Origin of the sequence: Pseudomonas sp. SORGH_AS_0199, from assembly GCF_031453735.1 — a bacterium.
Classification (GTDB): domain Bacteria; phylum Pseudomonadota; class Gammaproteobacteria; order Pseudomonadales; family Pseudomonadaceae; genus Chryseomonas; species Chryseomonas aestiva.
This window is the reverse complement of sequence record NZ_JAVJAE010000001.1, coordinates 433,101-447,536: the sequence shown is the minus strand read 5'-3', so window position 1 is coordinate 447,536 and position 14,436 is coordinate 433,101. Positions and strand designations below refer to the sequence as shown.

The window sequence follows — 14,436 nt, the reverse complement described above, 5'->3', positions numbered from 1 at the left end:
GGCATCCGTGCTCAGGGTTGGTTGAAGCCGTTGACGGAGATTTCCGAAATCTCCCCGGTCCCGCGGTCGGTGATCTGCACGGTCAGGTTGCCGGAATCGTCGACGATGTTGACGATGAACTGGTCGGTGGACAGCGTGCCCGAGTTGCCGTCCTTGATGTCGGTCAGCACCTGGGACAGCAGCCGCGATTCCAGCTGGCTGGTGAAGCGTTCCAGGGGCGACTGGCTGCTGGCGCTGCTGCGCAGGTCGGGATCCTTGTGGCGATCCTGGGCGGTGGCGTTGTTCAGCAGGTAGGTGCCATTGAGCGGATTGCCGCCAAAGGACGGATTCACCGGCGAGTAGACCAGCTCGGTCGCCATGGCCGGGGCGACGCCCAGAGTGCAGAGCAGGGGCAGGGCCTTCCAGGCGTGCGCGTTCATAACTCGTCCTTATCCATGTCGAAAGTGTCCTGCAGCAGATTTTCCAGGCGCCGGCGGGTGATGCCCTCGTGGACCTGGTCCGCCGCGGCGTAGGCGGCATCCTTGAGTTCGCTGTTGTTCGGCGGAATGAACTGCCGGTAGAGCAGCCGCTGCTCGTACTCGACCCAGACCAGGCTGCCCCAGCGCGCCGAAGGCCGTTCGCGCACCACCAGGTTGAAGTCCAGGTCGGTGGTATCGGTCAGGCGGTCGGCGAAGTGGCGATAGAAGTCGTGGCCGAAGCGGGAGATGGTGTTGTCCACCAGCAGTCCCTGGATCAGCTCGCCCTCGGCCCGCAGCGGTCCGGCCAGCAGCAGGCCGAGCAGCAGCCAGGCTGCCTTCATCCCGGCAGGTCCTGCCCGGCATGGAAGCGCAGCGCCGCCTCGGCGCGATTGGCCGCGCCGGTCTTGCGCAGCAGGTTGTGCATGTGGCTCTTGACCGTGTGGGTGCTCAGGCACAGCGCCTCGCCGATGGCGGCGTTGGACAGCCCGCGCCCGACCAGCCGGAGGATCTCCCGCTCGCGCCGGGTCAGGCCGTCGGCGGCGATGCTGGGGCGCTCGCGGGAACGCCGCAGCAGGTGGGCGAGGATGGCGCGGGGCAGCCAGTCCTCGCCGGCCAGCAGTGCGCCCAGCCCCTGCAGCAGCTGGTCGCGACTGGCCTGGGGGGCGAACACGCCCTGGATGGCGGGAAAGCGCTCGACCCAGGGCAGGGCCTGTTCGAGGTTGGCGTTGAGAAAGGCCACGGTGACCGCCGGCGCCAGGCTTTCCAGCCAGCGCTCCAGTGGCGCCTCGGGCACGCTGCCGAGATCGACCAGCACCAGGCTGGTCTCGCCGGCCGCTTCCAGCTCGCGGGCGCAGCTGAGCTCGATGCCGTGGCGTTCTTCGAGAAAGGGTTTGAGCAGTTCTGCCAGGAGGACGTTTCTCGTCGTCAGGCAGACCTTGCTCGCAGGTATCGCGCGCATGTCCATATGGGCTGTCTCATCATCCGTTGCGCGAACGCTGAGACAAATCGCCGGGGGCGACAAGAAAAAACTGACCGATTTCCAGCGACTTACCGGCTCTGTGGACCGCTTGGCAGATTACCCGTCGACCAGCCGTCGGCGGCTAGCTCCAAAGACTTAGCTCTTTGGATGGAGCGGGTAATCCAGGCGCTCTGCAAGCGGCAGCGCCTGGACGAGCGATCGCCGCCTCAGCGGGTGAGGGTGACCTTGCGCAGGTGGCGCGGCTGGTCCGGGTCCTGGCCCCTGGCCTCGGCCAGCAGTGCGGCCAGGCGATAGAAGCTCTGGATCGCCAGCAGGCCGTCCAGGTCCGGATGACCGGCGACGGCGAGGGGCAGGTCGCGCTCGGCGATCTCGTCCGGCGCGGCCAGCAGCACCCGCGCACCGCGTGCGCGCAGGTCCCGCGCCAGTTGCAGCAGACCGGCCTGTTCGGGGCCGCGCAGGGCAAAGATCAGCAGCGGATAGCCACGCTCCACCAGCGCCAGGGGACCGTGCTGCAATTCCGCGCCGCTGAAGGCCTCGCCCTGCAGCGCCGAGGTTTCCTTGAGCTTGAGCGCGGCCTCCTGGGCGATGGCGAAGCCCGGCCCGCGGCCGACCACCATGCAGCGCTCGGCGTCGCGCAGGACGGTCAGCGCCGGCGCCCAGCTCAGTTCGGCGGCGCGATCCAGGGCCTCGGGCAAGGCGACTCCAGCGGCAAGCAGGGTCTCGTCCTTCTGCCAGTGGGCGATCAGCCGGGCGGCGGCGGCCAGGGTGGCGATGAAGCTCTTGGTGGCGGCGACGCTGTGTTCGGGACCGGCCTGCACGCCGATGGCATGGCGGCAGGCCAGGGCCAGCGGCGAGTCGATCTCGTTGACCAGGGCCGCGGTACGGGCGCCGTAGCGATCCAGGGCGGACAGCGTCTCGATCAGATCGGGACTGCGTCCGGACTGGGAAAAGCCCAGGGCGAGCTGGCCTTCGACGCGCAGCGGCGCCTGGCGCAGGGTCACCAGCGAGGGCGGCAGGGACAGCACCGGCAGCCCCAGGTGGGCCATCGCCAGGTAGGCAAAATAACTGGCCGCATGGTCCGAGCTGCCACGCGCCACGGTCAGCGCCAGCTGTGGCGGATTGGCCCTGAGGTCGTCGGCCAGGGCCGCCAGGGCCTGGTCGATGGTCGCCAGTTGGCGGGCGACCGCCGCGCCACTGGCGGCAGCTTCTGCGAGCATGAGCGAGGTCAAGAGGGTCTCCTTGGGCGTACGCCTAAGTCTCGCACTCTGCCACTCCTGGACAGGCGCGACCAGCCGACCTTGGCCTAGTCGCCTTCGTCCGCCGCACCGCCGGTGAATTGCAGGTCGTGCTTGCGCAGCTTGTCGGAGAGCGTCTTGCGCGGCAGGCCGAGGGCTTCGGCCAGGCTGCGCAGGGAGGCGTGGGGTCGGGCCAGTTCGCGCTGGATGAGTTCGCGCTCGAAGGCCTCGACCTGCTCGCCCAGTCCGGCGGCCAGGGCTGCCGCGGCGGGCGCCGCCAGCACCGGGGCCGCGGCCACGGGCGGCGCCGTCATGGGCGCCAGGGGCGCATAGGCGCTGTTGTCCAGCGCCAGCTCCAGCCCCAGGGCGAAGCGCTCGGCGGCGTTCTGCAATTCGCGCACGTTGCCCGGCCAGCTGTGGGCGATAAGGGCCGCGCGCTGCTCGGCATCGGCTTCGCGCAGCGGGGTGCCATGGCGCTGGGCGGCGGCCAGGGCGAAGTGGCGGAACAGCGGCAGGATGTCTTCGCTGCGCTCGCGCAGGGCGGGAATGCGCAGGGTGGCGACATTGAGCCGGTAGTAGAGGTCGGCGCGAAAGCGACCCTGGTCGGCGGCCTGGCGCAGGTCTTCCTTGGTGGCGGCGACCACCCGGATATCCAGCGGGATCTGCTGATTGGAGCCGAGGCGCTCGACCTTGCGCTCCTGCAGCAGGCGCAGCAGCTTGACCTGGACATCCAGGCTCATGCTCTCGATCTCGTCGAGAAAGAGGGTGCCGCCGCTGGCGTATTCGAACTTGCCGATGCGTCTTTTCTGGGCGCCGGTGAAGGCGCCCTGTTCATGGCCGAAGAGTTCGCTCTCCACCACGGATTCGGCCAGGGCGCCGGCGTTGATGGCGACGAAGGGGCCGTCGCGACGATTCGACAGGTCGTGCAGGGCGCGGGCCACCACCTCCTTGCCGGCGCCCGTCTCGCCATGAATGAGCACATCGGCCTGGGTCGCGGCAAGGGCGCCGATCTGGTCGCGCAGCCGGGCCATGGCCGGAGTCTGGCCGATCAGCCGGGTCTGGAGTTCATGGCGCTCGGCGAGGGCCAAGCGCAGGCTGCGGTTCTCCAGCACCAGGTGGCGGGCGCCCAGGGCGCGGCGCACGCTGTCGATCAGGGCGTCGTTGGCGAAGGGCTTTTCCAGGAAGTCATAGGCGCCGGCGCGCATGGCCTGCACCGCCAGGGGCACGTCGCCGTGGCCGGTGATCAGCACCACCGGCAATTCGGCGTCACGCTGGTGCAGCTGGGCCAGCAACTCCAGGCCATCGATGCCGGGCATGCGGATGTCGCTGACCACCACGCCGGGCCAGTCGCGCACGGCCGCCAGCTCCAGCTCGCGGGCGTCGGCCAGGGTCGTCACCTTGAAACCGGCCAGGTCCAGGGTCTGGCTCAGCGCCAGGCGCAGGTGGGCGTCGTCGTCGATCAGCAGGATCTGGCTGGCGGGATCGAAGGGGGGCAGGGCACTCATGACTGGGACCTAAGGTAGAGGGCTGACGGTCAACCGCGGACTTCTTCCTGGGGCACCGAGGCGACCCCCGGCTTGCCGTGCAGCAGATAGAGACGTACCTCGGCGCCACCGTCGCCATGGTTGGACAGGTGCAGGTGGCCACCGAGGGTCCGCAACAGGTTATCGCAGATCGCCAGGCCCAGGCCGAGGCCCTGGGCGGTGGCCTTGGTGGTGAAGAAGGGTTCGTGGGCGCGGGCCAGGGCCTCGCTGGAAAAGCCCGGACCGTTGTCTCTCAGGATCAGGGTCACGCCGCGCTCGTCGATGCTGGTGGTCAGCCACAGCCGGCGGGTGCTGGTCTTTTCCGCGAGGGCGTCGAGGGCATTGCTCAGCAGGTTGCTGATGATCTGCCGCAGGCGGGTTTCGCCGGCCTGCACCCACAGCGGCGCATCGGGCAGGTCGCGAATCAGCTCCACCTGCATGGCCCGGCGCCGCGCGGCGACCAGCGCCAGGGCGTCTTCCAGGGCGCCCTGCAGCACCACGCTCTCCGGCGCACGGCGGGCGCCACGGGCATAGGCCTTGAGGTGGGCGATGATGTTGGCCATCCGCGTGGTCAGCTCGCCGATCAGCTTGAGATTGCCGCGGGCATCGTCCAGCCGATCGTGGTCGAGCAATACGACGGCGTTTTCCGTGTAGCTGCGGATGGCCGCCAGCGGCTGGTTGAGTTCGTGGCTGATGCTGGCCGACATGGTCCCCAGCGCCGACAGCTTGCCGGCCTGCACGGCTTCGTCCTGGGCGCGCATGAGTTCGCGCTGGGCCTGCTCGCGGTCGTGCACCTCCTGCTGCAGCCGCGCGTTGAGCGTCTGCAGGTCGCGGGTGCGCTCCTCCACGTTCAGCTCCAGGTCACGCTTGGCCCGGGCATCCAGCGCCAGGCGCTCGATGAAGTGGCGCCGTCTCAGGGTCATGACCACCAGCAACAGCAGCAGCGCCAGCAGGGTCGCCGCGCCGACATAGAGGGCACTGCGCACCTGGCGCTCGACCATCTCCCGCGGCGCCAGGATCTGCGCGTTCCAGCCGACCTCGTCGAGATTGCGGGTCTGGGTCAGCCAGTCGCCGGGCACCAGGGTCAGGGGCGCCGGATTGGTGGTGGGGTAGGGCCGGTTGGCATTGACCTGCTCGCGCTGGCGTTCGTCCAGCGGATGGGTGGCGCGAAAGCGCCAGGCGTCATGGGAGGTGAGGATGACCACGCCCAGGTCGTCGGTGACCAGCAGTTGCTCGGGCGCATTGCCCCAGAGCTTTTCCGCGCTGTCCAGGTCGACCTTGACCACCACCACGCCAATGGCCCGCGTGCCATCGCGCACGGCGGCGGCGAAATAGTAGCCGCGCTTGCTGGAGGTGGTGCCAAGACCGAAGAAGCGCCCCGGCTGGCCCTGCATGGCCGCCTTGTAATAGGGCCGGAAGGAGAAGTCGCGACCGACGAAGCTGTCCGCCTGGCGATAGTTGGAACTGGCCAGGCAGGTGCCGTCGTCCTGCATCAGGTAGATGACGTCCGCCCCGGTGCGCTGGCGGATGTCTTCCAGCATCTGGCTGGCGGCGTCCTGGGCCGTGCTGTCGCCCTGGCCTTCCAGGGCATGGCGCAGCACCGGCAGATCGCCCAGCAGGTCCGGCAGCACCTCGTAGCGCCGCAGCGTGCCCAGCAGGTTGGCGACATAGAGATCCAGGGTCTGGCCGTTCTGCTCGCCCAGTTGCGCCTCGTAATAGTGCTGGGCCGCATAGCGCAGCGGAATCAGCAGCAGCGTCAGACCCAGGGCCAGCAGCAGCAGGCTGCTCCAGCGGGGGCGCTTGGGAAGGTGAGGACTCTTGGGCATGCGCGGCTACGATCAGGGGGGCGTCCCGGCATTATGCCCAAGCCGGGACCCTGGCGAAGAGGTCGTCAGACTGTTAACGCCTTAGCAGTCGATTGAAATATCTTGTTACCAATGGCCCCGGCTGTGGACGAGGACACGGATTTGCCGGGCGAAAGGCGGCTAACTGAACCTGCAATCAGCCACCGAAGGAGTGACTTCCATGAAAAGCACCACCCTCTGCCTGACCCTCGCCGGCCTGCTGGCCACCTCTGCCGCCTTCGCCCAGACGGCGCCCGCCGATCCGGCCACGCCGCCTGCCGCGACCAGCAGCAGCCCGGCCAAGACCGGCAAGCAGGCCACCACCCACCACAAGAAGGTGGCGCACAAGAAGGTCCACAAGACCAGCACCAGCGGTAGCTGATCCGCGGTGCGGCACCTCCCTGCGCGGGAGGTGCCTAAAGGGGAGTGAATCCGTCCAGAGGAGTCCTCCCATGCGCACGCTTCCCCTGCTTCCCGCCCTGATCCTGGGCCTCGGCCTGTCCGGCGCCGCCCTGGCCCAGACCAGCCCGACCAATCCCCCGGCCACCCCCGCGCGGCCCGATCCCACCAGCACCCATGGCATGGAGAAAGCGCCCAGCACCGGCGTCGGCGCGGCCGACAACGGCTCCAGCGGCGGTTCGGGCAGCAATACCGGCGCCGATCATGTGAAGAAGCCCAAGACCCAGCACAAGGATCACTAGGGCAGTCCGCCCATTCCCCCGGGGAATGATCCAATGAGCAAAGATCGCTTGAGCAGCCCGCGCGGGCATGTCGAAATCGGCTTCTAGCCTGAGCCAGGAGCCGCTCCCATGACCGCCGCGTCGCTGCTTTCCCCGGATCTGATCCGCACCCGCTTTTCCCAGGCCATGTCGGCGATGTACCGCCAGGAGGTGCCCCAGTACGGCACCCTGCTGGAACTGGTCGCCGAGGTGAACGCCGGACAACCGGGCTTCGCCGGAGACTCCGCGGAGCGCCTGGACCTGGAGCGCCACGGTGCCATCCGCGTCGGCACCGCGGCCGAACTGGCCACCCTGCGTCGTCTGTTCGCCGTGATGGGCATGCGGCCGGTCGGCTACTACGACCTCAGCGTGGCCGGGGTGCCAGTGCATTCCACCGCCTTCCGTCCGGTCAAGCCGGCCGCCCTGCAGATCAATCCGTTTCGCGTCTTCACCTCGCTGCTGCGTCTGGAGCTGATCGAAGACGCCGAGCTGCGCCAGCTGGCCGAAAGGGTCCTGAACGAGCGCCGTATTTTCGCCCCGGGCGCGCTGGAGCTGATCGAGCGCGCCGAGGCCCAGGGCGGGCTCACGGATGCCGAAGCCGATGCCTTTGTCCAGGAAGCCCTGGAGACCTTTCGCTGGCACCGCGAGGCCAATGTCGACGCCAGCCTCTATCAGCGCCTGCACGACGCCCATCGACTGATCGCCGACGTGGTCTGTTTCAAGGGCCCGCACATCAACCACCTGACCCCGCGAACCCTCGACATCGACGCCGTCCAGGCGCGGATGCCCGCCCGTGGCATCGCACCCAAGGAAACCATCGAAGGCCCGCCCCGCCGCCAGTGCCCCATCCTGCTGCGCCAGACCAGCTTCAAGGCGCTGGAAGAACCCATCCTGTTCCAGGGCGAGGTCCAGGGTTCGCACACGGCGCGCTTCGGCGAGATCGAGCAGCGCGGCATCGCCCTCACCCCGGCCGGTCGCCAGCGCTACGATGAACTGCTGCAGGAGGTCCGCCAGCGCAGCAAGGTGGCCGGCAGTGACTACGCAACGGTCTTGGCCGAGGTGTTCCAGGCGCTGCCCGACAACTGGGACGAGCTGCGCCGCCAGGGCCTGGCCTGGTTCCGCTATCGCGCCGTGGCCGGCAGCCAAGCGGCTAGCGATAGCCGCGATCCCGAGGCCCTGATCGCCGCCGGCCAGCTCCTCGCCGATCCCATCACCTACGAAGACTTCCTGCCCGTCAGCGCCGCGGGCATCTTCCAGTCCAACCTGGGGGCCGGCAGCCAGCAGGAGTACCAGAGCGGCGGCAATCGCGCCGCCTTCGAAGCCGCCCTGGGTGCGCCGGTGCTCGACGAGATGGCGCTGTACGAACGCCAGCAGCAGGAATCCCTGGACACCGCCCTGGCTGCCCTCGGCCGCCCCGCCTAGAATGACGGCTCCCGCGTCGGCGGCCCCCGGCCCCGACGCCCGCCCCCGGCAGGCAGCCACGATGTTCACCAAACTTGATCCGACCGACTGGCAGCTTATCCACCTGCTGCAGCAGAACGCCCGCGCCTCCAACGCCACCCTGGCCCGCCAGCTGGGCCTGGCGCGCACCACCGTGGTCACCCGCCTGGCGCGCCTGGAGCGCGATGGCATCATCCAGGGCTACGGCCTGCGCCTGGGCTCCGAACTGGAACAGGCCGCCGTGCGCGCCTACTGCGCCATCAGCGTCCTGCCGCGCAGCACCGCCGGCGTCATCCGCGCCCTGGAAAAGATGGTCGAGGTCGAGGAAGTCTCCTCGGTCAGCGGCCAGTTCGACTACCTGGCCTTCCTGCGCTGCACCACCCACGAAAAACTCGACGAACTGCTCGACCGCATCGGTAATCTGGAGGGGGTCAAGCAGACCCAGACGTCGATCATCCTGAATCGGAAGATCGACCGGCGCAGTGGCACTTAACGACCTTTTCATAATCAGGTGGGAATGATATCGGTAGTTCGCGGACGGTCTGGTTTGGTGTCAGCTCATTTAGGTGTACTACGACAGTTCACTGCTGGTATCTGCGGTGTTTTTCCTGTAGGCATCTAGCGCCCAGTGAACGCTAGATTATGGTGCCCAAGGCCACCTGTCCGAATCGTGAAGCTTGCGCGCCAATTAGCGTCCGATTCAACAGGTGGCTTGGTCCATGACCGCTTGGGAGGCCTGGAAGGTCAGGTCGCCCAGGATCCCGGCCTGCGCTTCCTGACCGCTAATCATGAAAAGCAGGTTCGTCCACAGCGTCTCATAGCCACGGAGCCAGGCGAGCAGGTCTGCATCCAGGACGTGGCTGTACATCAGGGCAGTGGCAGCGCTGTGAAGGCGATAAGGCTGTTCAGGCAGGTAGTGGTAGCAGTAAGGCCGACGCAGCGGACCTTGCCAGGGGTACCACAGTGAACCGTCGTCCTGTTCCACGCACAGATCGACCACCAGCTTGCCAAGGTCCTGCAGGAGCGCTGCATAGGCAACGCCCGCCGTCCAGGCTTCAGCTTGCGCTGCCTGCTCCTCGGGCGGCGCACCGATTGGTAGCAGGCAAGCCTGACGCAGACGCAGCGCATAGCAGACCCGTTGCAGGGCGTGGTCGAGCATGCCGCCTGCATAGCGGTACGGCCCGTCCAGGGATACCGGAAAGGCCTGGACCAACTCGGCGTAGCGCTGCAGTGGCGTCCGGTACAAGCGATCAAATTGCTCACGGGATACGGCGGTTCGCTGCCAGATCTGGTCCATCAACGTCTGGCGTTCGGGGCGCTCCAGTAATTCGCGCGCCGGGTAGAGGGTGATGCAAGCCATTACTCGCTAAGGCTGAAGTATTAGAGGCCGACGATACGGCCGCATGGAAGTGGCGACGCCAACGCATAAACATGGTGAGCGCTCCTGGGGTGTAATAGATCTGAGCCGCTTACTTGCGGAGTCTGTGTGACGTAGTGGCAGGTCCAATGGCCATCAGCGCATCCCCTGCCGAACGGCGTCCGTCCCTCTGGCGCCAGCGCGGCGCGCATCCTGGGTACCGCTCGCCAGTGCCTGAAGGGCCGCACCGGCCCGTAGGCCTGCCCAGGTCAGAGCCGTTATCCAGAACGTTGGAAAGGCGATAAACATCGTGGCCATGACGAAATTCAACAACAGGTCACCGAAGGCGTTGTTCAGGCCAATCAGCGGATCGAAGTTGCGGTAGGGACGTCCGGCGCCAAAGCCCCAACCATAGAGGGCATCCAGGATGGTGCTGTCGAGCCAACGGGCCAACTGAAACCAGAACTCCACGAAGAAGAGCGCGAACTGCACGGTGCTGAGCGTCAGCGTGGTCTTGAGGTCGTAGGTGCCTATGACCAGCAGCAAGGGAAGGCCAATCACCAGCGCCATTTTTAGCAGCGACAGCACCATCGGCAGTGCCTGACGCACGACGTCCATAGCGGGAAAGAACCCCAGGGATCCCAAGGCCAATCCCATGTCTCCGGCCAAACGGGCGGCCATGTTAGGCAGCGACATATCCACCTGGCCGCCATAGTCGGTGTAGACCTGACCCTGATTCAGCTTCTGCTGGCGCGGCGCGACGACAGCGCGTATGACCGCATCGTCTACGGTCTGCCGGGAGACAAAGCCTGCCCACTGCGCCAGACGGTTCAGCAGGCCGGCATCAACCTGTGTCAGCAATCGCTCGCGCAGCCCCCGTCCTGGATCGGACCACCATTGGCGACAGGTTGGATAGCCTGCGCCGTTGGGACCCGGTGCCAGGCCTGCATCACGCGTCGCTTCGTAAGGCCAGGCGGCGCGTGGGGTACGCGCCCGGTCGATGTCATAAAAGCCGGGTGAGTTGAGAAAGTAGCGAGAGCCGATCCAGGTAACGTCATAACGCTGATCCGCAGCCAGGCCAGGGCGCTGCATGAACAGCCGGGCGCGCGAAGGGCCGTAGCACTCAAGGGTGAAGTCGGCTACTTCCTGTGCGAGCAGTGGATCGGCAATGCGTGTGGCATCGAGCTCCATACGGATCTGTCGCAAGTCCGTGCCGCAGGGAATGGCCGCGATGGCCGCACCGGTCACAGCCTTTGACAGCGCGTGCACAAAGAACCACCAGACCGGTATCAGGGCCTGCTGTCCATTGAGCTGGGTATAGCTCAGGGCCCAGCCGGTCTTGGCAGGGGCCGCAACATCGACTTGGCATTGGCGGGATCGGGTCGTATCAAACTGAAGGGTGTTCAGCGATACCGGGATCATGGGAATCGCTGCAAAGGCGATGATGCCGATCGCCAGGAGCATGCGGCTTTCGATGCGCCGGCTGGACAGTAGGCTCTGCTGGCTTTCATCCGCACTGACTGTACGAGCGTGTAGCCATTCCTGGGCCACGATCAGCAGAAAGGGCAGCGCAAAGAGACCGCTGGCCAGCAAGAGATTCCAGATGCCGTTATGGATAAGCCAGCCGACCAGGGTGAGGTAGTACTCAAGGTAGTCCGTGGTGTAGAGCGTCATGACAAGGTGTCCTCACTACACGGCGTGGGCCCAAAGGCGCCATTCCGCAACCGCCAGTGTCGACAGGGCCAGGCCTTCCAGCAGGTACAGACGTATCACGCCGCGTGATGACCCTTCGCGGGCGCGTCCCCGTTGGTGCAGCCCATACCAGCCCCACACCGTGAGGCCATACAGGCACAGCCGCCACAACAACAGGAGCATCGCGTGCGCCTCCACCCAAGCGGTCCAGACCTGTAGTCGGTCTAGGGAAGGTTGGCCGAATTGCGGTGCCAGGAGGAGCACCACCAGGAGCACCAGCGCGGCCAGTGAGCGACGCCGCAGGCATTGTTTGCGGACCGCACGCCAAATAAGTTGCCTCATGGCGCATCCTCCTGAGGGGCCTGAATCACATCCAGGCGGCGGGGCGCGGCATCACCCTGGAAGATGCCGCTTGAGCGAGCGGCGCGTTCGCGTTGGCGATCGACCACACGCGACGCCGCATTGGTCGTCAGCGTCCTGCGCAGCTCCAGCTCGGTCTTCAGGTTACCGACCTCCTGGGTCAGGGTTTCCTGCTCGGTACGAAGGGTGCGCGTGGCGATCTCATTTGCGGCGACGTTGGGCTCCTTGAGACCGGTCAGCAGCAACCGCTGGAGCAACAGCGCTTGCTCCACGACGCGTGACAAGGCCACCTCGGAGGCAAGACGCTCGCTTAGTACATCTCGGTCCGGCTCATCGCGTAAGGCCTCGATGACACCTCGGGTGACGGGCAATGCGCGGCTACCCGCAGCGGCAAGCTGCTCGGAGGTGGTGGGCGTGGTGCCTGCCACGAGGTCGCGCAGCGCGCGCAGGACCTTGTCGTACTCCTCCTGGATCAGCGGCGTCAGGCCTACGCCGGGTGTGGTTTGGGTCTTGGTGCACTGCGTACAGGTTCTAAGTTCGCGCTCTCCTAAGACTCGATTGGCCCAGGCTGTCGCGGCGTGGGGCGACGGCCAGACCTGACAGATCAACCGGTCGTGGCACTGCGCGGGGTCCAGGTCGGTGGTCTCTTGAGCACTTCGCCCGTTGAGCAGGTTGTAGCCTGCCCGGGTCACATCGCTGATCAGGCGAATTGGGGGCTGATCACGTCCTCCTGCTGGCGCGCCGGCCACCCACGGCACGCCCTGCTGACCCCCGCGCGTTTCAGCCTGCTCGACCGCGGACACTCCGTCGCGACTGGCAAGGGTTTGCTTGAGCGCCATGCCTTCGGCTAGCTGATCCCATCCGGCGCTTCCGCCTGCGAGATCTGCCATGCGACCGGCCAGGGCGCGGCAACTGGCCTTGGAGCGATCAAAGTCCAGGCGCGCCTGCAGGATGCCGTTGGTGAGGAGGTTATACAGGGCAGGATCTGCCCGTTGGATGATGAGCGCGGGCAGTGAGGCCACTGCACTGGTGGCGTTCTGGATGACGTTGTTCATCAGGCTGTGAAAGCCGTTGGTGACGCCATTGAGCTGATTTTGCACCGTGGTCGACAGGCTCATGTCGCCACAGACCAGGTTGCTGTTCCAGCCAACGCCCACACCCAAGCTCTCCATGTTGCCCGCCGGGCTCATGGACACCGCCCGGCCGCCGCCAATGCTGTAGAACACCTCGTCACTGAAGACCGGACCGCTAAGGTTGATGCCTGTGCTGTCCAGGCGGAGTGATTGCGCGCCACTGCTGGTGAGCAGCAGCATGCCTGCGGCGAGGTGCAGGGCCCGCCAGAGGCCCATTCGATGAGGAGGGGTCATGGAGATACCTGCTGAGATCGCTACATAAAGTCCTGGCTGCCCAGTAGCACCTGGCCCTGGCGCTCACAGCAGGCATAGGGGCGCCACAACGCCCAGGCGTAGTCGCCCTGCATGGCCTGTGGCCCTGCTTGGTCATGTGGGAACACCACGCAGGTGGACGAAAGCCGAGGCGCCAAGGGCTGCCACCTACCGGTTTGGGCATCGCCCTCTTTGAGCGGGCCGGCGGGCCAGTAACCCGGTTGCGGCTGCGCCCGCAGCGGCTGGTAGACGTGGGGCTGTCCCTCGCGTGTGACGATATCGCCTGCGCGCTGGGCAATGACGGCAGCGCCCTTGTAGTCATCGGCTTGATGCACAAAGCCGGTCCGGGGATAGACGGTGCTCCAGAGGTTGGCTTGCGCGCGGGTGCCAATCTCCCGTAGGCCGGGTGACACCGCTTCAGGATAGGCGCGCTCGGGTATGCCATATCGCCAGGCCAGGGTATCGAGGGTGCTGAGCAAATAGGGTTTGAACGGTGTCCCGGCGCCACCGCAGGTGTAGCCAAACTGGCCGGCATACTGACCCAGGGCGGCAGCGCCGGGATGACCGATCACATCCGCATTCTTGAATAGGGCAAGGTTGTTTTCATGCACCTCGGCGCTGGTTCCTGCGCCGCCTGAGCGTGCCATGGCAGTCGCCGGACTCAGTGCACGCAGGGCCTGCCACGGGTTTTCACCGGTGTTCGAATAGCTGGCAACGACGGCGTCCGGAACGTAATGCCTGACCTTGAGCGAGGTGCGGACGCTACAGCCGCTTAAGGTGCAGTAAAGCCAGTAACAGATGCCGACAACGCGGTACTGCAGGCAGTCGGGTGAGGCCACCGAAGCTACGATCGCCGGGGTATCCAGCGCCAAAGCCGCGGTCGTGCTGGCAAGGGTGCCGGCCAGCAGCAAAGGACGCAGGCGAGCAGAGCGCTTCATGGCCGGCGGCCCAGCTGGCGTTCGATGCGTGCCACGGCCCGGGCCACGTTCGTATCGCCATAGACGACGTAGCGGTGATCAACCACTACCGCCGGTAGGTGGGTAAGCCCCAGATGCCAGGCCTGTAGGAGATCTTGGTAGGCATGGGTCAGTTGCAGGGTGAGGACCGGCGTCTGTTCCAGGCGATGGCGAACCCGTTGTTCAGCAGTCGCAAGGTCGGGTGGTAGGTCTCGAGAAAGCGCTTCTTGCAGCCACGAGGCCTCGTCGAGCAGAACGACACGGGCACCCTGAGTCTGAGTAAGTGGATGGTGGCGGTCCGTATAGGCCACAACGTCCACAGCCTCTGCGCGAAGGCAGGCTAGCCCCAGGACCAAGGGCCCCAGGCAAGTAGGGCGATACCGGGCATTACGATGGGGCATGGCGGCAGTCGTCTCCAGGCACAGGGGATATGCCTAGTTCAAAAGACGACGAAGCCGAGTACCAGAAAGAATAGGGAAGCGGGCCTT

At 66.4% G+C, this 14,436-nt stretch carries 16 protein-coding genes; 4 read left to right on the top strand and 12 right to left on the bottom strand.

Annotated features, from left to right (window positions below; genetic code table 11):
- Nucleotides 1-11: 11 nt before the first annotated feature.
- The 6 genes from QE444_RS02110 to QE444_RS02085 all read right to left on the bottom strand — a co-directional run bounded on the left by QE444_RS02110 (nt 12) and on the right by QE444_RS02085 (nt 6,021).
- Entirely contained in the window at nt 12-419 is a 408-nt protein-coding gene (locus QE444_RS02110) for a curli assembly protein CsgF (RefSeq protein ID WP_208693433.1), read from the bottom strand.
- Nucleotides 416-799: a curli production assembly/transport protein CsgE gene (gene csgE / locus QE444_RS02105; protein ID WP_133860331.1), complete on the bottom strand. Its 384-nt coding sequence runs from the start codon at nt 797-799 to the stop codon at nt 416-418. Before csgE ends, QE444_RS02110 begins: the two co-directional genes overlap by 4 nt.
- On the bottom strand, nt 796-1,416 hold the full coding sequence (locus QE444_RS02100) for a response regulator transcription factor (protein ID WP_309737269.1): 621 nt from the start codon (nt 1,414-1,416) through the stop codon (nt 796-798). The genes csgE and QE444_RS02100 overlap by 4 nt, the downstream gene beginning before the upstream one ends.
- 227 nt (nt 1,417-1,643) lie before the next feature.
- Nucleotides 1,644-2,654, bottom strand: a complete 1,011-nt coding sequence (locus QE444_RS02095) for an SIS domain-containing protein (RefSeq protein WP_309741898.1) — start codon at nt 2,652-2,654, stop codon at nt 1,644-1,646.
- 86 nt (nt 2,655-2,740) lie between these two features.
- Nucleotides 2,741-4,177, bottom strand: a complete 1,437-nt coding sequence (locus QE444_RS02090) for a sigma-54 dependent transcriptional regulator (RefSeq protein WP_280310327.1) — start codon at nt 4,175-4,177, stop codon at nt 2,741-2,743.
- Between the two features lie 29 nt (nt 4,178-4,206).
- Nucleotides 4,207-6,021: an ATP-binding protein gene (locus tag QE444_RS02085; protein ID WP_133860335.1), complete on the bottom strand. Its 1,815-nt coding sequence runs from the start codon at nt 6,019-6,021 to the stop codon at nt 4,207-4,209.
- Between the two features lie 199 nt (nt 6,022-6,220).
- On the opposite strand from QE444_RS02085, the gene QE444_RS02080 reads away from it, so the two are divergent.
- The 4 genes from QE444_RS02080 to QE444_RS02065 all read left to right on the top strand — a co-directional run bounded on the left by QE444_RS02080 (nt 6,221) and on the right by QE444_RS02065 (nt 8,691).
- The gene (locus QE444_RS02080; protein WP_187980662.1) at nt 6,221-6,421 is read left to right on the top strand and encodes a hypothetical protein; all 201 of its coding nucleotides are present in this window, start codon (nt 6,221-6,223) and stop codon (nt 6,419-6,421) included.
- 70 nt (nt 6,422-6,491) lie between these two features.
- On the top strand, nt 6,492-6,740 hold the full coding sequence (locus tag QE444_RS02075) for a hypothetical protein (RefSeq protein ID WP_208693436.1): 249 nt from the start codon (nt 6,492-6,494) through the stop codon (nt 6,738-6,740).
- A 108-nt stretch (nt 6,741-6,848) separates the two neighbouring features.
- Entirely contained in the window at nt 6,849-8,180 is a 1,332-nt protein-coding gene (locus QE444_RS02070; protein ID WP_309737268.1) for a VOC family protein, read from the top strand.
- A 61-nt stretch (nt 8,181-8,241) separates the two neighbouring features.
- Nucleotides 8,242-8,691 (top strand): Lrp/AsnC family transcriptional regulator, encoded by a 450-nt coding sequence (locus QE444_RS02065; protein WP_280307753.1) that lies wholly within the window; start codon nt 8,242-8,244, stop codon nt 8,689-8,691.
- Nucleotides 8,692-8,898: 207 nt separating this feature from the next.
- Here the strand turns inward: QE444_RS02065 and QE444_RS02060 are convergent, their stop codons facing one another.
- The 6 genes from QE444_RS02060 to QE444_RS02035 all read right to left on the bottom strand — a co-directional run bounded on the left by QE444_RS02060 (nt 8,899) and on the right by QE444_RS02035 (nt 14,349).
- Nucleotides 8,899-9,558: a TraI domain-containing protein gene (locus QE444_RS02060; protein ID WP_309737267.1), complete on the bottom strand. Its 660-nt coding sequence runs from the start codon at nt 9,556-9,558 to the stop codon at nt 8,899-8,901.
- 153 nt (nt 9,559-9,711) lie between these two features.
- Nucleotides 9,712-11,229, bottom strand: coding sequence for a conjugal transfer protein TraG N-terminal domain-containing protein (locus QE444_RS02055; RefSeq protein WP_309737266.1), 1,518 nt, complete (start codon nt 11,227-11,229; stop codon nt 9,712-9,714).
- A 15-nt stretch (nt 11,230-11,244) separates the two neighbouring features.
- Nucleotides 11,245-11,430 (bottom strand): hypothetical protein, encoded by a 186-nt coding sequence (locus tag QE444_RS02050; protein ID WP_309737264.1) that lies wholly within the window; start codon nt 11,428-11,430, stop codon nt 11,245-11,247.
- Nucleotides 11,431-11,585: 155 nt separating this feature from the next.
- Nucleotides 11,586-12,974 carry an integrating conjugative element protein gene (locus QE444_RS02045; protein WP_405046398.1) on the bottom strand — a complete coding sequence of 463 codons (1,389 nt, stop codon included), beginning with the start codon at nt 12,972-12,974 and terminating at the stop codon, nt 11,586-11,588.
- A 20-nt stretch (nt 12,975-12,994) separates the two neighbouring features.
- On the bottom strand, nt 12,995-13,930 hold the full coding sequence (locus QE444_RS02040) for a TIGR03756 family integrating conjugative element protein (protein ID WP_133860119.1): 936 nt from the start codon (nt 13,928-13,930) through the stop codon (nt 12,995-12,997).
- Nucleotides 13,927-14,349, bottom strand: a complete 423-nt coding sequence (locus tag QE444_RS02035; RefSeq protein ID WP_133860118.1) for a TIGR03757 family integrating conjugative element protein — start codon at nt 14,347-14,349, stop codon at nt 13,927-13,929. Before QE444_RS02035 ends, QE444_RS02040 begins: the two co-directional genes overlap by 4 nt.
- Nucleotides 14,350-14,436: the final 87 nt, after the last annotated feature.